Genomic DNA, 20,958 nt, shown 5'->3' with positions numbered 1-20,958 from the left:
GCAAAAAAATTGTATTCATCGTTGCAAGTAATTTAATATTAATTGCAAAGTGAATACAATTTTTTAGTTTATTTATCGAGAGGTTGTTTATATTCATCTAAAGTGAAACCTTCGCCCATTACATCATGAACGATACTAACCGATACAAACGCATGGGGATCTATACTTGTAATGATGCTTTTTAAACGAACAATTTCTGTTTTTGCGACAACACAATAAAGTACTTCCCGATCTTGTTTAGTAAAGGAACCATGTCCTTTTAAGACAGTAACACCACGATCCATTTCACTCATTATCTTATTGGCGATTTTTTCATTGTCGTCAGAAATGATCATTGCTCCTCTAGCTGCATATGCCCCTTCTTGAATAAAGTCGATTACTCTTGCCCCGACAAAAACAGCAACCAATGTATACATCGCTTCTCTATATGATAGATACGTGATTAACGAAAGCGTAATGACACAAAAGTCAAAGAAGAACATGGTTTTTCCCATACTCCATCCGAAATACTTAAACCCTAATCTAGCTATAATATCTACTCCGCCAGTTGTCCCTCCATAGCGGAAAATAATACCTAAGCCGACACCAATAAATGTTCCTGCGAATAAAGCAGCTAGAGTCAAATCTTCAGTGAGGGGAATATGTAACTCGATCTCTGGAAGCTGGAAAAACCAGAGGAAAATAGAGACTGCAACCGTTCCAATAATCGTGTAAATAAAGACGTTTTTCCCTAATAACTTCCACCCGATGAAAAACAAAGGGATATTAAGTAGTAAATTTGTGATGGAAGGATCCAAATTCCATTCAGCATATAATAAAAGCGTAATACCGGTAAAACCACCTTCTGCTAAATTGTTCTGCATATTGAAATGAACAATACCGAAGGAAAATATCGCAGATCCTAAAAGGATGAACAAGATATTTTTAACTTTAATACTTTTAAACATCGACTCGCCTTCTTTCTTAGTACAAAATGCACTATTATTAGCGTATCCATTATATCGAATCACATGCAGATGGGCAATCTAGCAGATAAGCAAGCAATTAGTTAATGTTAGGAAAAGAAGAGCATGCATTTTTAGACACTTATATTAATATCGTCAAAAATGTTTGTAAAAATGGTTTAGATTAGCTAACATGGAATTGGATAAGATTACTTATTGACTTGAGGTGCTTATATTGAATCAGGATAAAACGGTAAAAGATATACAAAGAGAAGTAGATGAATACATCGGACAATTTAAAGAAGGGTATTTCAGTCCGCTGGCCATGCTTGCCCGACTGACAGAAGAGTTAGGAGAGCTGGCTAGAGAAGTAAACCATTACTATGGGGAGAAACCAAAAAAAGAAACGGAAACAGAGAAAGAAATTACGGATGAAATTGGGGATATGTTGTTTGTGTTAACTTGTTTAGCCAATTCACTTAATATCGATTTAGAAGAAGCACATAATCGTGTTATGCATAAATTTAACACACGGGATAAAGATCGTTGGACAAGGAAAGATCAATAAAGACAAAATACATATTAAGGAGTTAGGACATTGAATAAAGTAAAAATCGTAATCGCAGGACCTAGAGGCAGAATGGGAACAGAAGCAGTTTATTTAATGGGAAGAACAGAGAATTTTGAACTTGTTGCAGTTTTAGATCATAAGAATGAGGGGAAAAGCTTAAAAGAGATAGAAGGCTTTGCTTCTTATGATGTACCAATATATACGGATATAGAAAAATGTCTACAAACAGAAAAACCGGATGTGCTTATTGATTTAACAACGCCTGAGTTCGGCATGCATCATGCTAAAACAGCTTTAAGCTATGGTGTTAGACCAGTAGTAGGAACAACCGGGTTTACGAAAGAAAACTTAGCCGAATTAGAAAAATTATGTGAAGAAATGGATCGCGGCTGTATCATTGCGCCAAATTTTGCTTTGGGTGCTGTGTTAATGATGAAATTCTCTAAAATGGCTGCACGCTATTTTGCCGATGTGGAAATTATGGAAATGCATCATGATCAAAAACTGGATGCACCATCTGGAACTGCTGTGAAAACAGCTGAGCTTATTGCAGAAGTAAGAGAAAGCAAAAAACAAGGACACCCAGACGAAAAAGAGACCATACCAGGCGCAAGAGGCGCAGATTTCGATGGAATGAGAATACACTCTACACGTCTACCAGGCTTAATTGCCCATCAACAGGTTATGTTCGGATCAGATGGAGAATCATTAACCATTAGACATGATTCTTATAATCGGGCTTCCTTTATGTCAGGTGTTAAATTTGCAGTAGAAGAGGTATTAAAGCTAAATGTATTGATATACGGTTTAGAAAATATTATGGAGTAGGAGTGGAATTAGGATGAACATTGCTTTAATTGCTCATGATAAAAAGAAAAATGACATGGTTGCTTTTGTTGTTGCTTATAAAAATATATTTGCAAAGCATACTTTATACGCAACTGGAACAACAGGTGGTAGAATTCAAGAAGCAACAGGATTAGATGTACATCGTTTTCATTCAGGACCACTCGGCGGTGATCAAGAAATAGGCTCGTATATTGCTAATAATGATATGGATATGGTTTTTTTCTTTAGAGATCCTCTAACTGCACAGCCTCATGAACCTGATGTTACAGCATTAATCCGTTTATGTGATGTTTATTCTGTTCCGCTGGCAACAAATATGGGAACTGGAGAAGTATTAATTCGAGGACTCGAGCAAGGTGACATAGATTGGAGAAAGATAGTTCATGGAAAGACAGAACCAGTGGCAAAAAAATTCACAGAAAAACTCAATGAAAACTGATGAAGTTGATATACTCGCTTTTGGTGCTCATGCCGATGACGTAGAAATCGGCATGGGTGCAACCATCGCAAAATATGCTGCACAGGGGAAAAAGATTATTATCTGTGATTTAACAGAAAGTAATCTTTCTTCAAATGGCACAGTAAAAAGACGTAAACAAGAAGCGGAAAAAGCAGGAGAAGTGCTGGGAATTGCTGAAAGAATGACATTGCAGATTCCTGATCGAGGTTTATATCTAGAAGAAAAAGCTATAAAAAAAGTAGTGGAAGTGATTCGTACATACAAACCAAAGATTGTGTTTTCTCCTTATTGGGAAGATAGACATCCGGATCATGGCAATTGCACCAAAATTGTGAATGAAGCAGTCTTTTCAGCAGGGATAAAAAACTATCAGGTTGGAAATACATCAGCACATAAAGTACAGAATCAATACTATTACATGATAAACGGTTTTCATAAACCTGATTTTGTTATTGATATTAGTGATTATATGGAGCAAAAGCAAGCTAGTCTTAATTGTTATCAAAGTCAATTTGTTAAAGGTGAAAACAGTGTGGAAACTCCGTTAACAAATGGCTATATTGACACAATAGAAGCAAGAGAAAAACTTTTTGGCAAAGAAGTTGGTGTGATTTACGCAGAAGGATTTATTAAATCTAAGCCAATATTATTAAATCAAGATTTATTAGGTGGAGACAAATGAAAAAATTAAAAATCGGCATTACCTGTTATCCGACAGTTGGCGGATCAGGGGTTATTGCAACAGAATTAGGAAAGATGCTGGCTGAGAGAGGACATGAAATTCACTTTATTTCTTCCAGTATTCCTTTTCGTTTAAATAAAATGTATCCGAATATTTATTACCATCAAGTGGAAGTAAATCAATATGCTGTTTTTCAATACCCGCCATATGATTTAGCATTAAGCAGCAAAATGGCGGAAGTCATTAATCGAGAAGAGTTAGACTTGTTGCATGTTCACTATGCAATCCCACACGCTGTTTGTGCTATATTAGCAAAACAGATGAGCAACAGGGATGTCAAAATAGTTACAACACTTCATGGCACCGATATAACAGTACTAGGATATGATCCATCACTTGCAGCGGGAATACGTTTTGGAATTGAAAAATCAGATCTCGTAACAGCAGTTTCTAATTCATTAATCGCCCAAACTTATGAAGTAATTGAGCCAAACAAAGAAATACTCCCTGTTTATAATTTTATTGATGAGCGAATTTATCGGAAAGTCGATGCAAGTCATTTGAAAAAAGAACTGGCGATTTCCGATACAGAAAAAGTTGTTATTCATGTCTCTAATTTTAGAGGAGTAAAAAGAGTTACAGATGTTGTACAAGCATTCCATCAAATCGCAAATCAGATTCCCGCAAAACTATTGCTTGTTGGTGATGGACCTGAAATGTCGAAGGTGACCAAATTAGTGGATGAGCTTCAATTAAGACAAAAGGTATTATTTCTTGGCAAACAAGAGAATTTGGAGGAGCTCTATTCTTTAAGTGATCTCATGCTGCTTCTTTCGGAAAAAGAAAGCTTCGGTTTGGTGGCATTAGAAGCTATGGCATGCGGGGTTCCCGTCATAGGAACAAATGTCGGCGGTATTCCTGAGGTAATTGTTCCAAATGAGACAGGGTATATTTGTGAACTTGGGGATATAGAAGATATTGCTAAACATTCGATAAAGCTGTTAACGGATGAAAAGAAACATGCCCAATTTTCGCAGCATTCTATTTCGAGAGTACGAGATTATTTCCGGGCCGATATCATCGTTGACCAATATATAGAGATTTATAAATCTATTTTAGAAACTGGTGAAATGAATGATAAATCCGTTTGAAGAAGCTCTCCCGATTATTAATAAAATCGAGAAAGCAGGTTATGAAGCATATTTTGTAGGAGGAGCAGTTCGAGACCATTTATTAAATAAGCAAATTCATGATATCGATATTGCTACTTCCGCAACACCGGAAGAAATTAAATCGATCTTTCCTCACACTATTGATGTAGGGATTGCCCATGGGACTGTGATGGTAATATGGGATCAACATACATATGAAATAACAACATTTCGAACAGAATCCGCATATAGAGATTACCGCAGACCAGAGCAAGTACATTTTGTACGGGAGTTAAAAGAAGATCTTAAACGCCGTGATTTCACTATTAATGCAATGGCGATGGATAAAAACGGTCGTGTCATCGATTATTTTAATGGGAAAGAATCCTTAGAAAAAAAAGAAATTAAAACAGTTGGCAATCCGAACGAACGTTTTCAAGAAGACGCGTTAAGAATAATGAGAGGAATTCGGTTTGTGAGTACTTTAGGCTTCCACTTAGAGAAAGACACGCTAAATGGCATTAGAAACAATCAACAGCTTCTTTCAAAAATAGCGGTAGAGAGAATAACAGCTGAATTTGAAAAACTTTTACAAGGTTCATGGTGTTTAGAAGCTTTAAAAATTATGGTAGAAACTAAAATATATCAATTCTTACCGATGCTATCATCAGAAGAAAAAGGGATTTCTATGTTCGCGAAATTACCACTGACCAAGCTTGGATTGCTAGAAAAATGGGCTGTTTTAATTTTATGTCTTGGAATGAAGGAAAAGCAGCAAATAGAATTGTTTTTACGTGCGTGGAAATTATCAGTCAAGCAAATAAAGACTATTCAAAAGATAATATATTGGATGCTGCAAAGAGAGCAGATGACTAATTGGTCTAATCAGGCGCTGTATTTTGCAACATTATCTGTTGCGGTTAGTGCGGAAAAAATGTATCAATTGTTAAAAAATTGCGAGGTAAACATAGATATTGTTCATTTAGAAGAAAAGTATGAGAAGTTGCCGATTAAATCAATGGAAGAACTAAAAATCTGCGGAAACGATCTATTAAGTTGGACAGAAAAAAGACCCGGTCCATGGATAAAAGATGTTCTCTCCTTAGTGGAAAGGAATGTCGTGGAAGAAAAACTTTCTAATGACAAGCAATTAATAAAGGAGTGGCTGAAACGATGTCATCAGATATAAGAAAAGGTTTAATTGAAGCCTTTACTAATAATCCTGATCAATACTTATCTGGTGAATCACTAGCAGAACTTTTAGGGTGTTCGCGAACAGCCATTTGGAAACATATTGAGTCATTGCGAAAAGATGGCTTTATATTAGAAGCTGTCCGAAAAAAGGGCTATCGAATTATCAGTTCACCAGAAAAAATTGTACCAGATAAAATATTCTTTGGTTTAAATACGATGTACATGGGTAGAAATATCCATTTTGAAGATTCGGTTGATTCTACTCAAACTATCGCTCAGAAACTTGCGCTAGAAGGAGCAGAAGAGGGAACCTTAGTGATAGCAGAAGAGCAATTAGGTGGCAGAGGACGGTTAGAAAGAAAATGGCAATCACCTAAATATAAGGGAATATGGATGAGTCTTATTTTAAAACCGAACATACCGATAATGAGAGCGCCGCAGCTGACATTGCTGACAGCTGTTGCAGTCGTCCAAGGAATTCAAGAAGTAACTGGGGTACAAGCAGATATTAAATGGCCAAATGATCTTTTATTGCATGGGAAAAAACTAACAGGCATCTTAACAGAAATGCAAGCAGATAGTGATAGAGTTCATTCGTTGATCATCGGAATAGGAATTAATGTGAATCAGCAGCTTGAAGACTTTGAGAAAGATCTCCAATCAAGTGCCACTTCTATTTATCTGGAAACACAAAAGAGCTGGGATCGGGCAGAACTTATCCAAGGAATCATGTTGCAGCTGGAAAAATTATATCAGCTTTATTTAGAGAAAGGTTTTTATCCAATCAAGCTTCTGTGGGAAAGCTATTCGGTGAGCCTAGGACAAAAAGTGACAGCTAATACGCTGAATGGAAGCATAGCGGGACTTGCAAAGGGTATTACAGAAGATGGTGTTTTGCTACTTGAAGATGAGCAAGGGCTATGCATTCGATTTACTCTGCGGATATTTTGTTGGAAACGTAATTTGCCCATAGTCAGGATAGAGAAATATTTGTTATAATGCTTTTGTCGGGCAGTATCTTAATGAACTGCACCAGTATGTTTGAATGTGCATAAACCATAATTTAATCTGCCTAGATCCACAATTGGACAAGGACAGAGGGATGAAAATAGACATATAAAACAATCCTTCTATGCTTTGTAGAAGGTTTTTTTTCGTGTAAAGCCATTCCCTCTTCCTATTTAAAAGGAGGAAAACTTAGTGAAAGCAACAACTGATTTTATCAAAATGAAGCAGAAGGGTGAAAAGATTACGATGATCACCGCATATGATTACCCTTCTGCTAAATTAGTTGAACAAGCAGGAACAGATTTAATATTGGTAGGGATTCCTTGGGAATGGTTGTACATGGATATGATTCAACTGTACCAGTAACAATGGATGACATGATTCATCATGGAAAAGCGGTTAAACGCGGTGCTGAAAATACGTTTATCGTCATTGATATGCCGTTTATGAGCTATCATTTATCTCGTCGCGATACTTTAATAAATGCGGCACGCTTGATCCAAGAAACAGGTGCAAATGCAGTGAAAATAGAAGGTGCAGACGATGTAATTGAACAAATCAACTATTTAACAAATGCTGGTATTCCAGTGATGGCACACTTAGGTTTAACCCCTCAGTCAGTAGGTGTATTAGGTGGTTATAAAGTACAAGGAAAAAGTTCGGATGAAGCGAAACGGCTTATGGATAATGCATTAAAATGCCAAGCTGCAGGAGCTTTTGCGATAGTATTGGAGTGTGTGCCGATGCAAGTTGCTAAAGAGGTGAGTAAGAGATTGGATATTCCTACAATCGGTATCGGAGCTGGAAGTGAAACAGATGGGCAAGTTCTTGTTTATCACGATTTGATCACCTATGGTGTGGATCGAGTTGCAAAATTTGTAAAACAATATGCAAATGTCAATGAAGCTATTTCTCTTGCAATCGATCAATATATTTCTGAAGTGAAAATGGGGGCTTTTCCAGAAATGAAGCATAGCTTTCAGATGAAAGCGGAAGAAATAAAAAGCTTATATGGAGGAAACACCCAATGAATATCGTCACAAATCCAAAACAATTACAGGATATAACTACTTCGTTACAAAAAAATAAAGTAACCATTGGCTTTGTGCCGACAATGGGGTATCTACATGAAGGTCATCGAGCACTGCTTAAAGCTGCAAGAGAACAAAATGAAATTGTGATTATGAGTGTATTTGTTAATCCACTGCAATTTGGACCAAATGAAGATCTTGCTTCCTATCCAAAAGATTTTGAACATGATAAACAAGTGGCAATGGAAGAAGGAGTAGATTATTTATTTAATCCCTCGGTGGAAGAAATGTATCCAGGGCAAATGTCTGTGACTGTAAAAGTGGAAAGACGTACGAACTGTTTATGTGGTAAGTCAAGACCTGGTCATTTTGATGGAGTCGCAACTGTATTAACGAAATTATTTCATTTAGTTCAGCCGACGAATGTTTATTTTGGTAAAAAGGATGCACAGCAAGTCGCAGTGGTAGATGGATTAATAGAAGATTTTCATTTTCCTATTAATCTAGTTGCAGTGAATACGGTCAGAGAAGAAGATGGCTTAGCAAAGAGTTCTAGAAATGTTCGCCTTACGCCAATAGAAAGACGAGAGGCAGGCATTTTATATAAATCTCTTAGTATAGCTAGAAGTGAGTTAATAAAAGGAACGGCAGATATAGAAGCATTAAAAAAATCTATTATCACTTTCGTTGAAAAAGAGTCAAGCGGCAAGGTTGACTACTTTGAGATATTATCCTATCCCCAATTAGAGACATTAAAGGAGCTAAATGGGAAGATGGTTATAGCGATTGCTGTCCACTTTAGTAAAGCAAGGTTAATAGATAATATAATCTTTGAATTAGACCATGCATCTAGGTAAACATTGACAAAAATGGAGGGTTATCCTTATGTTTCGGATAATGATGAACGGAAAAATCCATCGAGCTACTGTAACAGAAGCAAACTTAAATTATGTTGGCAGTATTACAATTGATGAAGATATTTTAGATGCGGTTGGAATGGTAGCGAATGAAAAAGTTCAAATTGTAAATAACAATAATGGCGCAAGATTAGAAACATATATTATTCCTGGAGAAAGAGGAACTGGGACGATTTGTTTAAACGGCGCAGCCGCAAGATTAGTTCAAGTAGGAGATATTGTTATTATTATATCTTATTGTTATGTTTCAAATGAAGAGCTCACCCAGCACCAGCCTAAAGTAGCGATTATGGATGAAAATAATCGCATTACAACTATTCTTCAGCAAGAACCAGAGAAAACAGTATTATAACAACTGAAAATTCTTAAAAGCCAAAATAATTATATAAATATTTCTTAACATGTATGTATATTGTTCAGGTTTCTATTTGGTTGGAATATTTGTGTTCCAACCTTTTTTCGTTTATTTTTCTCTAAAGTGTAAAATAAACGAAAAAAGCACAATAAAAGAATCATTACATAAAGTAGGAACATCTTTCCCTTTTTTCATTTTTATGATACCGTTTGATTGACTGAAAGTTTGAGGTGGACGTAATGAGTAACAAATTTGTAGTAGTTGATTTGGAGACAAACGGTAATTCTCCGAGAAAAGGGGATCGAATCATACAGTTTGCAGCGGTAGTTATAGAGAATGGGAACATTGTAGAGGAGTACTCTTCCTTACTTAATCCTCTTCAGCCAATAACACCGTTTATTGAAGAATTAACTGGGATCACAGATGAAATGGTGGAATCAGCGCCAATTTTCGAAGAAATAGCAGACAAAATTGTTCATTTATTAGAAGATGCTTATTTTGTTGCACATAATGTTTTATTTGATTTATCTTTTTTAAATGAGGAGTTAGAGCAGGCAGGGTGTAGACAATTTTATGGCCCTATCCTTGATACAGTTGAACTGGCAAGGATTTTATACCCTACAGCAGATAGTTATAAATTAACAGACCTTGCCGCACAGGAAGGAATTGTCCATACTAGACCGCATCAGGCAGATAGTGATGCTTATGTGACAGCAGAATTATTGCTTTTATTACTAGCAAAACTGAAAGAACTGCCTCAAGTTACGACAAAGCAATTAGAATTTTTAAGCTCATCGCTAAAAAGCGATTTAGATATTTATTTACAATCATTGCTGCAAGAGAAACAATCAAAAGTTGAGTATATTCCTGAAAGCTGGGAGGTATATCGTGGATTAACGCTAAAAAAATTACCTAGTAATTTGATTAGTAACCAAAGTAAAGATTATACCGATTCTTTTGATGTTAATACTGTAGAAAAACGGATGAAAGATACTCTATCTTTTTATCAAAAAAGAGAAGGGCAGATCGAAATGATGAATGCCGTTCATCAAGCACTAACAAGTAATCAGCATGGACTTATTGAAGCGGGTACCGGTGTTGGAAAGTCTCTTGGTTATTTAGTGCCAGCTGCTTATTTTTCGATAGAGAACAAAGAGCAAGTTATTATTAGTACATTTACCACTCAGTTACAGGAACAACTATTTCATAAAGACTTGCCTTTGCTTAAAAGAATTCTTCCGTTTCCAATTACTTATACGCTTTTAAAAGGCAGAAATCACTATATTAGTTTAGATAAATTTGAAGTATCCTTAAAGGAGCAAGAGGATAACTATGATATTATTTTAACAAAAATGCAGATTTTAATATGGTTAACCGAAACGGAAACGGGTGATAAAGATGAATTAAATTTAACAAGCGGTGGAATAAATTATTGGGAAAAAATTAAAAATGATGGGAATTTTTCATTACCAATTTCAAAAGAATGGGCCCTGAAGGATTTTTATCGGAGAACCCGGAATGCTGCGCAAAAGGCTAATATGATTATTACGAATCATGCTTTGCTTGTAAAAGATTTAACAGCCGATCAACATTTGCTACCATCTTATCATTATGCCATTATCGATGAGGGCCACCATTTTGAAAAAACAGCTACTAAGCATTTTGGTTTCCGCTTTTCATATGTAGCCGTACGATTAAGTATCAATGCGATTGGGACGACAGATCAAAAGCAGCTAATGTATCATTTAGAACATATGCTAGGTGATTTATCTCTAACGGATAAAATAGAATTCAATCAATTTATTTTATCGCTACATGAAGAATTAGATGAACTGTTTCGTGCTGTTCTACGTTATGTGAAAAAAACAAATCAATCAAGTAAAGAAGGAAAAGGTAGCTATCGTATAAAGAAAACAGATACAGGAGATTGGAATGCAGTCAAAAGTGTTGCAGAGAGAATGGTTTTTCTCTGGAAGGATGGAAGAAACGCGCTTAGAGAAAAAGTGCTTCGATTAAAAGAGCAAAATAGGAAATTTAGCTCTTCGCAAATGCTTGTAGTTGAACGAATTGAATCGATATTAAATGACTGGCAAATATATATTAATCATTTGCGAGAAATGTTTTTGCGCGAAGGAGACAATATAGCCTGGTTGGAAGCAGATAAGAAAAATTTTCCTAATAATGCTGTTTTGTATACACAGCCATCTTCTGTTGCAGAACCTTTACAGAATCGTTTTTTTAATCAGAAACAAAGCATTGTTTTTACCTCCGCAACTATAACTGTAAATAATTCATTTGATTATTATGTGAAAGTTTTAGGGCTAGGGAAAAACCAATTAGAAGTTCAAATAGATTCACCATTTAACTATGAGAAACAAGTACAACTGCTTATCCCAACAGATGTACCCGAAGTAAATACAGTCTCATTAAATGAGTATGTATCTACTATTGGCGAACAAATCATTAACATCGCGCAAGCTACGAAAGGGAGAATGCTTATTCTTTTCACAGCAAATGAGATGCTGAAAAAGACATATGATTATATGAAAGAAAGTGGCTGTCTAGAAGAATATGCTATTTTGGCCCAAGGAATTACCAATGGAAGTCGAATGAGATTAACACGTAATTTTCAACGATACGATAAGGCGATATTATTGGGAACGAATAGTTTTTGGGAAGGAATTGATATTCCAGGAGAAGACTTGACCTGCTTAATTATTGTTAGACTTCCGTTTTCTTCACCGGAAGATCCATTAACAGAAGCGAAAAATGAACGTATTAAGAATGAGGGCGGAAATCCCTTTTTAGAAAATAGTCTTCCAGAAGCAGTTTTGCGATTTAAACAAGGATTCGGAAGATTAATTCGTACAGAAGAAGATAAAGGATTTATTATTGTATTTGATCGCCGAATTGTTTCCACTTCTTATGGAGAAACCTTTTTAAAATCTATTCCTGCTGTGCCAATTAAGCAGCTAAATAATACCGAAATGGTCAAATTTATTGAAAAGTGGCTGAAGTAGAAGTAGATAACTATTTTGTTCTCTAATCAATGCAGCTTGCATGCACATCATCTTCTAGAAAAAATAGAAGAGGAAGTGGATGCCGGCTGGTCATTTCTAGCAAAAAACTACCGATTATTATTATTATTATTTCTTTCTGTTTATAAATCCTGTTATAATAACCTATGTATAAAATAATGTATTAAAGAGTGATGTAAAATGAAGAAATGGATTTGGATAATTGTTGTTGTTGTTCTTATTGGACTAGCTGTAAGTATTAATACATATGTTCAAGCGATGAAGCCTGTTAAATCTGCAAGAGAAGTTGCAGAAAATATTGCTAAGAAAGAAGCCGATTTGAAAGAGGTCGACAGCTTTCAATTATATAATGGCAAGGAAGCCTATTATATTTTAGAAGGTAAAAACGATGATAATAAGGATATTATTGTTTGGATTAATGAAAAATCCCATAAAGTTACCGAAAAATTGAAAAAAGATGGGCTGACCAAACAAGAAGCGCTTAATATATTATTATCGAAGCAGACACCAGAAAAAGTCAATCATGTGTGTTTGGGAATGTATGATGGTATACCTGTATGGGAGATCTATTCTCATACAGATAAAGATTCCATAAACTATCATTGGATTGATTTTGAAACAGGAGAAATTCTTTTAACAATTGAAAATTATTAACCAATAGGAGTGGTAAATAACAATGAAAATTCAATTAGCACAAAGAGTGAATGCATTAACTCCATCAACAACTTTGGCCATTACTGCAAAAGCAGCTAGTTTAAAAGCAGATGGTCATGATGTGATCGGTTTAGGCGCTGGAGAGCCTGATTTTAACACTCCTCAAAATATTATTGACGCTGCGGTTAGAAGCATGAATGAAGGACATACTAAATACACTCCTGCATCAGGCTTACAAGTACTAAAAAAGGAAATTGCGGCAAAGTTAAAGCGAGACCAAAAACTAGATTATGAAACAAATCAGATTATCGTCACAAATGGAGCAAAACATGGATTATACACTTTGTTCCAAGTAATTTTGGACAAAGGGGACGAAGTTATTATTCCTACTCCTTATTGGGTTAGTTATCCAGAACAAGTGAAACTGGCAGAAGGAGAGCCTGTTTTTATTGAAGGTTACGAATCGAATGAATTTAAGATTACCCCAGAACAATTAAAAGAGGCTATAACTTCAAAAACGAAAGCAATCATTATCAATTCGCCAAGTAATCCAACTGGAATGATCTATACAGAAGAAGAGTTAAAAGCAATTGGGGAGATTTGTTTAGAACATAAAATTTTAATTATCTCTGATGAAATTTATGAAAAATTAGTTTATGGAGATAGCAAGCATGTATCAATTGCTTCTCTATCCCCTGAACTGAAGGAAGCCACTATTATTATCAATGGGGTTTCCAAATCTCACTCTATGACAGGCTGGAGAATTGGCTATGCAGCGGGTTCTAAAGAAATTATTACAGCGATGACAAATCTAGCAAGCCACAGTACTTCTAACCCGACGACACCATCTCAGTATGCAACGATAGAAGCTTATGCAGGCCCGCAAGAATCAGTCGAAGAAATGCGTCAAGCATTTAATAAGCGCTTAGATATTATTCATGAAAAATTAAATAATATTCCTGGATTTTCATGTTTAAAACCAAAAGGGGCATTTTATCTTTTCCCTAATGTGCAAAAGGCAGTAGAATTAACTGGATTTAAGTCTGTAGATGAGTTTTCAACAGCTTTATTAGAAGAGGCATTAGTAGCAGTTGTTCCAGGTTCAGGATTTGGAGCAGATAGCTACATCCGACTATCTTATGCAACGTCACTTGAAAAATTAGAAGCTGCAGTAACGCGAATGGAGCAATTTGTCGAAAAAAAGATGGTCGTTAACCAGTAAAGTTTTATTAGTAGAGTATGCCCACAAAGATACTATATCTTTTAGGGCATTTTCTCTTTTTCTATTATTTATTTTGGAAGAGAAATTGATCGGAGTAGGATTAAATAAAAAGAAAAGTCTTTGTACACGCCAATATTATACTAGAAGGTGATCGATAGTGTTGATTGTCTACAGATGTAAAGGTATAATGTTTTGGTAGAATATTTTTTATCGAGTAGAATAATTTCTATTAAATCTGCTACTAATAGTAGACAATCGGTTTTTAATACCCAATTTTATATAGGGCAAGCCGTAGTATCTATTTAAGTACATATATTTATTTGTTTTTGGAGGAGTTAATCGTGATTAAAGCAACTATTGCCGAGTTACCAAAATATGTTGATAAAGAGGTTAAAGTAGGCGCGTGGATTGCCAACAAGCGATCTAGCGGAAAAATTGCCTTTTTACAGCTTCGCGACGGATCAGGATTTGTACAAGGAGTTATTGTTAAAAGTGACGTAGCGGAAGAAGTTTTCCAAACAGCTAAATCAATTACACAAGAATCATCCGTATATGTTACTGGTACTGTTCAAAAGGATGAACGTTCCCCGTTTGGGTATGAGTTATTAGTAACAAATATTGAATTGATTCATACTTCAACAGATTATCCGATAACGCCAAAAGAACATGGAACAGAATTCTTGATGGATAATCGTCATTTATGGTTACGTTCCAAGCGTCAGCATGCCGTAATGAAAGTTAGAAATGAAATAATTCGTGCAACGTATGAATTTTTTAATGAAAATGGATTTGTAAAAGTAGATCCACCCATTCTAACAGGAAGTGCTCCTGAGGGTACAACAGAACTATTTGCAACTAAGTATTTTGAAGAAGATGCTTATCTTTCACAAAGTGGACAACTTTATATGGAAGCAGCAGCAATGGCGTTAGGAAAGGTATTTTCATTTGGCCCTACATTCCGTGCCGAAAAATCTAAAACACGCCGTCATTTAATCGAGTTTTGGATGATTGAGCCTGAAATGGCATTTGTAGAGTTTGATGAGAATTTAGAAGTTCAAGAACAATACGTATCATATGTTGTTCAATCTGTGTTGAAAAATTGTCAGCTTGAGCTTAATACGCTAGGAAGAGATGTTTCTAAATTAGAAAAAATCACTGCTCCTTTCCCAAGAATAAGCTATGACGATGCAATCACATTCTTACATGAAAAAGGCTTTGATGATATTGAATGGGGAGATGACTTTGGATCTCCGCATGAAACAGCTATTGCGGAAAGTTTTGATAAGCCTGTATTTATCACTCATTATCCAACTAAAATTAAACCTTTCTATATGCAGCCAGACCATGAAAGAGAAGATGTCGTCCTTTGCGCAGATTTAATTGCTCCAGAAGGCTATGGTGAAATTATTGGTGGTTCAGAGCGTATCCATGATATGGAACTATTAAATAAACGAGTAAAAGAGCATCAATTAGATCCGGAAACATACAAATGGTATCTAGAACTAAGAGAATACGGTTCAGTACCTCATTCTGGTTTTGGTCTCGGATTAGAAAGAACAGTTGCTTGGATTACAGGAGTGGAACATGTTCGGGAAACCATCCCATTCCCAAGATTATTAAATCGTCTATATCCTTAATAAACAATAGTAGGGTAGAAAATACGGAAAGTTTAGGTGGAGGACCTCACAGCGAATAGATAATGTGAGGTTTTCATCTTTGATAACATTCCTCGTTTTCTCCCTTCTTCTTTTTGTTAACTATTGCTAGGTTTGGGTGATTTTCATTATTACATGCTTATTGTCAACATGATATACTTAATTAGAGGTGTCCTTATGAATAAAACAATTTTTTTAAAATGGCTGCAAGAAGGGAATGTAAATATTCCTTCCACACTTCTAACACATTATAAACATTTAAAAATAAATGAAAAAGAATTAGTTCTTTTACTGCAAGTACATTATTACTTAGAGCGAGGGAAAGATTTTCCGACCCCTGCAGAAATAGCTGCACAAATGACAATAGATATTAATGAATGTCATGAATTATTAAGTCAACTTATCCGCAAAGGCTTTATCGACATATTAGATGGAAATAGTGATACCGGAATCCGATTTGAGAGATATTCCTTGGAGCCTCTTTGGAATAAATTAATTGAGCAATTTCTCCTTAATAATAAAAAAGAAGAAGAAGCTTTAATAGAAAAAGAAGAATCAGATTTATATACTTGTTTTGAAAGAGAATTTGGAAGACCATTGTCTCCTTTTGAAATTGAAACATTAAATATGTGGGTAGACGACGATCAGCATGAAATAGCAATTATAAAAGCAGCGCTTAGGGAAGCTGTGATTTCAGGTAAATTAAATTTTCGTTATATTGACCGAATCTTGTTTGAATGGAAAAAGAATGGAATTAAGACAATCGAGCAAGCAAAGAGCCATGGGAAAAAGTTTAGACAGCATCAATCTGTTGGCTATAAAGCAGAACAATCGGAAGAATCTTCTAACAAAAAGACAGTGCCTTTTTATAATTGGTTGGATCAATAATCTTTTGATGGAGAGGAAGAATGTGTAGGAGAAAATAAATGGGACCGATCCTTTTAACTTTCCTTCTGAGAACTAGGTTCTTCCTAATATAGGATAAAAAGCAGCAAACTTGCGCAATAAAAGCTAACATAGAAAGATAGGATTGTCAAGAGAATAACGTTTAGATTTTCATAAAAACATCTACAAATAGAAAGAAAGACTTCTTAGGTAGATGTTAGTCTAACTATTCGTAGAATGACTCTTTTTTATTGCGAGTAAGTATAGTATATTCATTTCGGAGGATCACATGTTAAAAAAAGATGAAATTAGATATTGTCTTGATACGATGGGAGAAATGTTTCCTGAAGCGCATTGTGAATTAGTTCATTCTAATCCGTTTGAATTAGTGATTGCCGTATCATTATCTGCCCAGTGTACCGATGCCCTTGTTAATAAGGTAACAAAAAATTTATTTCAAAAATATAAAACACCAGAAGACTATTTGAGTGTTCCCTTGGAAGAATTACAGAATGATATTCGTTCAATCGGTTTATATCGAAATAAAGCCAAAAATATTCAAAAGCTATGCCAAATGGTTTTAGAAAAATATAATGGTGAGATACCAATGGACCGGGATGAACTGATTAACTTACCAGGTGTGGGAAGGAAAACGGCTAATGTTGTTGTTTCTGTCGCTTATAATATTCCCGCTATAGCTGTTGATACCCACGTGGAAAGAGTTAGTAAGCGATTAGGTATCTGTCGTTGGAAAGACTCCGTTTTAGAAGTAGAGAAAACACTTATGAAAAAAGTTCCCAAAGAGGAATGGTCTGTAACGCATCATCGTATGATCTTTTTTGGAAGATATCATTGTAAAGCTCAAAACCCGCAATGCGAGGTTTGTCCACTACTAGCATTGTGTAGAGAAGGGAAAAAGAGAATGAAGACAAAGGGTGTTGTCTGATGGCTAACAATCAATTAGATGCACCACTTGAGCTTATATATGGACCGTTCCCCGTTATAAAACAATTTCCTTTTATTGCTGCGGATAGTTTTGAACTAATGCCAGCTTTTTTACATGAGGCTAATTACTATCATAATAAGGTAGTTTATCAGCCTTGGAATAAAGAAAACTTTCCTGAGTGTGTAAAATTGGTGTTTGATAAGTGGAGACAGCTTAAACAGGAAATACAATTATTTGTGAAAGAAAGAGATTCTAATAGACTTCAACAAGGACTAACGATTGGAGCAGAATACTTCTTAGAATGTTTATATTGGGTTAATGAAAAGCCAGTCACATTTAAAAATGGTTTGGTAGATCCTAGTTTAGAAGTAAAACCTTTCAATTTAGAAGATCGACTTCAGTTTATTTTAAAAAGATTAAATGGCTATCATTCCTTTAAACAACTGGATGAGTTATATAAAGAATTAGAAAAACAGTTTGCGATTAAATTAGTTAAATTAAAAAGAAGCAATTAAATAATAAAAGAAGCCAGAACATAAATGTTCCAACAAAAATAAACCCAACCAATTATACAGAGATGATAACTTCGTATAATTGATTGGGTTTATTTATTCATTAATAAAGAGGTTAGGTTAATTTAACTAACCATTCAACAGGGGGAGGAAAGCCCCCACTGTTGGAAGTTCGTATTATTGAGAATCATTTTGATTTTGTTCTCTATTACGGTTTTGGTTCTGGTTTGGGTTTGGGTTAGTATCATTAGGGTTAGGATGATTATTTGGTCCATTATTGTTCCCATTATTGTTGTTGCCATTGTTGTTTTCACCATTATTTCCATTCCCACCGTTGTTCCCATTGTTATTATCTTGATTGTTTTGATTTTCATCTCCATTGTCTGAATCGCCATTGTCGCCATCATCTTGATTGTCATCAGAATCTTCGCCATTTGAATCGTCTGGCTTTTCTTCGTCATCTATCGTTTCATTTGGGTCCTGTGGCGGCTGTTCCTCAATCTTTTCCGGGACAGTAATACTTGCAGACGCAGGATCACTTTCTTGATCACCTTTAATTACTTTTACGGCGAAATTATAGGTGCTGCCAGGAGTAGGTTTAGCAATTTTTAAACTTGTGTCAGAAGTAACAGTCAATTGCTCACTAGCTCCACCATCTACACTGACGCTGACATCAAATTTGATGCCATCTTTCTTGCCGTAATTCCAAGATAAGTCAATTTCATCACTGTTTTCATTATAACTAGCTTTTACTCCATTTGGTGCGTCTGGCTTATTATATTTCTGTGAAACTTCATTAAGAATATTTCCTTTTACCGCATACTCGGTCTGTATTTGACTACTTGGCGTATAGGAACTTGCTAACCGGGCCGGATAGGTGCCTTTCTCAATTTTAACGGTTTCCACACTATCTGGTTTCTTGAAATCTGGTGTTTCTACATCTTCGGAAATATGCCCCATGACAGCTTTGAAAATCTTTTGAGCAACTTTTTGATCAGGCCCAGGCTTAATTGGATTTTTTCGTTCTGTGTATCCGGTCCATACAGCCATGGTGAAATTCGTTGTATAACCAGCGAACCAGGCGTCGGGTACACTGCTTGAATCTGTTATACCCCATTTAGTTCGTTCTTCTTCTGTATAGTTAGTTGTTCCAGTTTTACCAGCAACAGGCAATCCAGGAATATTTGCAAGTGTCCCCGTTCCGTTGCTGCTTGTAAGGACCCCTTTTAACATATCAGATATTAGGAATGCAGTATAATCCTGCATTACTACTTTTGATTTAGGTTCCATATTTATTTTTGTACCATCTTTTAATTTAAAGGATCGCACAGCATGAGGGGCATTATATACTCCTTCATTACCAAAGGCGCTATAAGCTCCAGCCATTTCTAATGTGCTAGCTTCAAATGATCCAATCGCATAAGATTCATATTGTTTATCAAGAGGGATACCAAGATTTACAGCGAAATCTATAGCTTTTTCCGCACCAACAGCTTGGAACGCTTTAAGAGCAGGAATGTTTCTTGACATTTCTAACGCTTTTCGCATAGTCATAGAGCCTTTATACTTATTATCCCAGTTGTTAATCGGTGTTCCGTCTGAATAGGTACTGCGTTCATCAACGATTGTTTGATAAGTACCCCATTTTAAATGTTCAATAGCTGGACCATAGTCTAGGACAGGCTTAGCTGTTGATCCTGGAGGACGCTTCATATCTGTTGCATAGTTTGTGCCTAGCTTTACTTTAGGATCACGATCTCCGCCAAGTGCTAAAATACCGCCTGTTTTTGTATCCAACAATGTAATCCCAGCTTGGAAATCTTTGTCAGGGAAAGGAACGATTTCTCCCTCATACATTAATTTATCTACATATTCCTGAGCTTTCATATCCATTGTTGTATAAATTTCTAATCCATCTGTAAATACATTAACATCTGGATATTTTTTCTCAATTTCGGCAATAACTTGTTTTATAAATGGATCAAATGGCAGGTCATTTGATTTACGTTTTTCTTTTTTCACTAATGTATCTTCAACAGAAGTCTTTTGTGCTTTTTCCATTTCTGCTTTAGAAATATAACCATGCTGGTGCATTAAAGATAAGACGATATTCCGTCTTTTCTCTGCTCTTTCGGGATTATTAAACGGATTATACGCATTTGGCGCCTGTGGCATTCCTGCGAGAAGAGCTGCTTCAGGCAACGTTAATTCGTCTAAAGGTTTGTCAAAATATACCTTTGCTGCGGTTTTCACCCCGCTCATATTTTCAGACATAAAGATTTTATTGACATACATCTCAAATATTTCTTCTTTGGAGTACTTGCGCTCTAATTCAAGAGCTAGCCATGCTTCTTGCGCTTTTCGGCTCAATGTTTTTTGTGGCTGGTTAAAGAAGAAGTTTTTCACTACTTGCTGTGTGATCGTACTTGCACCTTCAGAACCAAACCCGTCTCGGAAGTTCGCAATAACTGCTCCGCCTAAGCGAATAGGGTCAATTCCATGATGCTTAAAAAATCGCGAATCTTCGGTTGCGATAAACGCATCTTTTACTAAATCAGGTATATCTTCATAGTTTACATAGTCCCGGTTAACGGCACCTACTTTGGCTATTTCTTCATTATTTTTATCATAGATAGTAGAAGAAATAGGATCTTTTAATGTCTCTGGATTTAATTCAGGTGCGTCTTTTACCATAATAGCAAAGGCCACTCCACCGGCAATAATGCCGATAATACCGATTGTTAATAAAATAAGCAGAACGCGCTTAAACAAATTCATACCGCTTTTTTTCTTTCCTTTTTTAGGAGCTTTTTTCTTAGAGGCTTCAAGTTGTTTACGGCGCTCCTCTCGCGTTTGATATTTATCTGTCATAATTATTCCTACC

Annotated in this window: 17 protein-coding genes and 2 pseudogenes; 17 read left to right on the top strand and 2 right to left on the bottom strand. The window is 35.7% G+C overall.

What is annotated here, in order from left to right:
* Positions 1-68 precede the first annotated feature (68 nt).
* The gene (locus tag C2I06_RS08180) at positions 69-947 is read right to left on the bottom strand and encodes a YitT family protein (RefSeq protein WP_095331868.1); all 879 of its coding nucleotides are present in this window, start codon (positions 945-947) and stop codon (positions 69-71) included.
* Positions 948-1,179: 232 nt separating this feature from the next.
* Between C2I06_RS08180 and C2I06_RS08175 the strand changes: the two genes are divergently transcribed.
* The 17 genes and pseudogenes from C2I06_RS08175 to C2I06_RS08095 all read left to right on the top strand — a co-directional run bounded on the left by C2I06_RS08175 (position 1,180) and on the right by C2I06_RS08095 (position 18,077).
* Positions 1,180-1,512 (top strand): nucleotide pyrophosphohydrolase, encoded by a 333-nt coding sequence (locus C2I06_RS08175; RefSeq protein ID WP_095331870.1) that lies wholly within the window; start codon positions 1,180-1,182, stop codon positions 1,510-1,512.
* A gap of 30 nt (positions 1,513-1,542) precedes the next feature.
* Positions 1,543-2,343, top strand: a complete 801-nt coding sequence (dapB, locus tag C2I06_RS08170; protein ID WP_123257843.1) for a 4-hydroxy-tetrahydrodipicolinate reductase — start codon at positions 1,543-1,545, stop codon at positions 2,341-2,343.
* 13 nt (positions 2,344-2,356) lie between these two features.
* Positions 2,357-2,803: a methylglyoxal synthase gene (gene mgsA / locus C2I06_RS08165; protein WP_095331874.1), complete on the top strand. Its 447-nt coding sequence runs from the start codon at positions 2,357-2,359 to the stop codon at positions 2,801-2,803.
* Positions 2,793-3,506, top strand: coding sequence for a bacillithiol biosynthesis deacetylase BshB1 (gene bshB1 / locus C2I06_RS08160; protein ID WP_095331950.1), 714 nt, complete (start codon positions 2,793-2,795; stop codon positions 3,504-3,506). The genes mgsA and bshB1 overlap by 11 nt, the downstream gene beginning before the upstream one ends.
* Complete coding sequence (bshA, locus tag C2I06_RS08155; protein WP_095331876.1) at positions 3,503-4,657, top strand: N-acetyl-alpha-D-glucosaminyl L-malate synthase BshA; 1,155 nt, start codon at positions 3,503-3,505, stop codon at positions 4,655-4,657. The genes bshB1 and bshA overlap by 4 nt, the downstream gene beginning before the upstream one ends.
* Positions 4,641-5,846 (top strand): CCA tRNA nucleotidyltransferase, encoded by a 1,206-nt coding sequence (locus tag C2I06_RS08150; RefSeq protein WP_123257842.1) that lies wholly within the window; start codon positions 4,641-4,643, stop codon positions 5,844-5,846. The genes bshA and C2I06_RS08150 overlap by 17 nt, the downstream gene beginning before the upstream one ends.
* Positions 5,831-6,813, top strand: a pseudogene (locus C2I06_RS08145) (biotin--[acetyl-CoA-carboxylase] ligase). The gene C2I06_RS08150 and the pseudogene C2I06_RS08145 overlap by 16 nt, the downstream one beginning before the upstream one ends.
* A 238-nt stretch (positions 6,814-7,051) precedes the next feature.
* Positions 7,052-7,890 (top strand): annotated as a pseudogene (gene panB / locus C2I06_RS08140) (3-methyl-2-oxobutanoate hydroxymethyltransferase).
* The gene (gene panC, locus C2I06_RS08135; protein WP_095331884.1) at positions 7,887-8,747 is read left to right on the top strand and encodes a pantoate--beta-alanine ligase; all 861 of its coding nucleotides are present in this window, start codon (positions 7,887-7,889) and stop codon (positions 8,745-8,747) included. The pseudogene panB and the gene panC overlap by 4 nt, the downstream one beginning before the upstream one ends.
* 28 nt (positions 8,748-8,775) lie before the next feature.
* The gene (gene panD, locus C2I06_RS08130; protein WP_123257841.1) at positions 8,776-9,159 is read left to right on the top strand and encodes an aspartate 1-decarboxylase; all 384 of its coding nucleotides are present in this window, start codon (positions 8,776-8,778) and stop codon (positions 9,157-9,159) included.
* Positions 9,160-9,401: 242 nt separating this feature from the next.
* The gene (gene dinG, locus C2I06_RS08125) at positions 9,402-12,182 is read left to right on the top strand and encodes an ATP-dependent DNA helicase DinG (protein WP_123257840.1); all 2,781 of its coding nucleotides are present in this window, start codon (positions 9,402-9,404) and stop codon (positions 12,180-12,182) included.
* 198 nt (positions 12,183-12,380) lie between these two features.
* Positions 12,381-12,854 (top strand): cell wall elongation regulator TseB-like domain-containing protein, encoded by a 474-nt coding sequence (locus C2I06_RS08120; protein ID WP_095331890.1) that lies wholly within the window; start codon positions 12,381-12,383, stop codon positions 12,852-12,854.
* Positions 12,855-12,876: 22 nt separating this feature from the next.
* On the top strand, positions 12,877-14,076 hold the full coding sequence (locus C2I06_RS08115; protein WP_095331892.1) for a pyridoxal phosphate-dependent aminotransferase: 1,200 nt from the start codon (positions 12,877-12,879) through the stop codon (positions 14,074-14,076).
* Positions 14,077-14,420: 344 nt separating this feature from the next.
* A complete protein-coding gene (gene asnS, locus C2I06_RS08110; protein WP_163186249.1) occupies positions 14,421-15,713 on the top strand; it encodes an asparagine--tRNA ligase in 1,293 nt (430 codons plus the stop codon).
* A 195-nt stretch (positions 15,714-15,908) separates the two neighbouring features.
* Complete coding sequence (locus C2I06_RS08105; protein ID WP_123257839.1) at positions 15,909-16,619, top strand: DnaD domain-containing protein; 711 nt, start codon at positions 15,909-15,911, stop codon at positions 16,617-16,619.
* Positions 16,620-16,905: 286 nt separating this feature from the next.
* A complete protein-coding gene (gene nth / locus C2I06_RS08100; RefSeq protein ID WP_095331898.1) occupies positions 16,906-17,562 on the top strand; it encodes an endonuclease III in 657 nt (218 codons plus the stop codon).
* Positions 17,562-18,077: a YpoC family protein gene (locus C2I06_RS08095; RefSeq protein ID WP_095331900.1), complete on the top strand. Its 516-nt coding sequence runs from the start codon at positions 17,562-17,564 to the stop codon at positions 18,075-18,077. The genes nth and C2I06_RS08095 overlap by 1 nt, the downstream gene beginning before the upstream one ends.
* A gap of 174 nt (positions 18,078-18,251) precedes the next feature.
* On the opposite strand, the gene C2I06_RS08090 is transcribed toward C2I06_RS08095, so the two are convergent.
* Positions 18,252-20,945 (bottom strand): penicillin-binding protein 1A, encoded by a 2,694-nt coding sequence (locus C2I06_RS08090; RefSeq protein ID WP_123257838.1) that lies wholly within the window; start codon positions 20,943-20,945, stop codon positions 18,252-18,254.
* Positions 20,946-20,958 lie beyond the last annotated feature (13 nt).

The organism is Niallia circulans (assembly GCF_003726095.1).
Lineage (GTDB): Bacteria > Bacillota > Bacilli > Bacillales > Cytobacillaceae > Niallia > Niallia circulans_A.
This window is presented reverse-complemented; position numbering and strand designations above follow the sequence as displayed.

What these genes read in the sequence shown, in the direction of transcription:
- C2I06_RS08180 (WP_095331868.1), bottom strand. Translation starts at nt 947, where the DNA reads ATGTTTAAAAGTATTAAAGTTAAAAATATCTTGTTCATCCTTTTAGGA.
- mgsA (WP_095331874.1), top strand. Translation starts at nt 2,357, where the DNA reads ATGAACATTGCTTTAATTGCTCATGATAAAAAGAAAAATGACATGGTT.
- bshB1 (WP_095331950.1), top strand. Translation starts at nt 2,793, where the DNA reads ATGAAAACTGATGAAGTTGATATACTCGCTTTTGGTGCTCATGCCGAT.
- bshA (WP_095331876.1), top strand. Translation starts at nt 3,503, where the DNA reads ATGAAAAAATTAAAAATCGGCATTACCTGTTATCCGACAGTTGGCGGA.
- C2I06_RS08150 (WP_123257842.1), top strand. Translation starts at nt 4,641, where the DNA reads ATGATAAATCCGTTTGAAGAAGCTCTCCCGATTATTAATAAAATCGAG.
- panC (WP_095331884.1), top strand. Translation starts at nt 7,887, where the DNA reads ATGAATATCGTCACAAATCCAAAACAATTACAGGATATAACTACTTCG.
- panD (WP_123257841.1), top strand. Translation starts at nt 8,776, where the DNA reads ATGTTTCGGATAATGATGAACGGAAAAATCCATCGAGCTACTGTAACA.
- dinG (WP_123257840.1), top strand. Translation starts at nt 9,402, where the DNA reads ATGAGTAACAAATTTGTAGTAGTTGATTTGGAGACAAACGGTAATTCT.
- C2I06_RS08120 (WP_095331890.1), top strand. Translation starts at nt 12,381, where the DNA reads ATGAAGAAATGGATTTGGATAATTGTTGTTGTTGTTCTTATTGGACTA.
- C2I06_RS08115 (WP_095331892.1), top strand. Translation starts at nt 12,877, where the DNA reads ATGAAAATTCAATTAGCACAAAGAGTGAATGCATTAACTCCATCAACA.
- C2I06_RS08105 (WP_123257839.1), top strand. Translation starts at nt 15,909, where the DNA reads ATGAATAAAACAATTTTTTTAAAATGGCTGCAAGAAGGGAATGTAAAT.
- nth (WP_095331898.1), top strand. Translation starts at nt 16,906, where the DNA reads ATGTTAAAAAAAGATGAAATTAGATATTGTCTTGATACGATGGGAGAA.
- C2I06_RS08095 (WP_095331900.1), top strand. Translation starts at nt 17,562, where the DNA reads ATGGCTAACAATCAATTAGATGCACCACTTGAGCTTATATATGGACCG.
- C2I06_RS08090 (WP_123257838.1), bottom strand. Translation starts at nt 20,945, where the DNA reads ATGACAGATAAATATCAAACGCGAGAGGAGCGCCGTAAACAACTTGAA.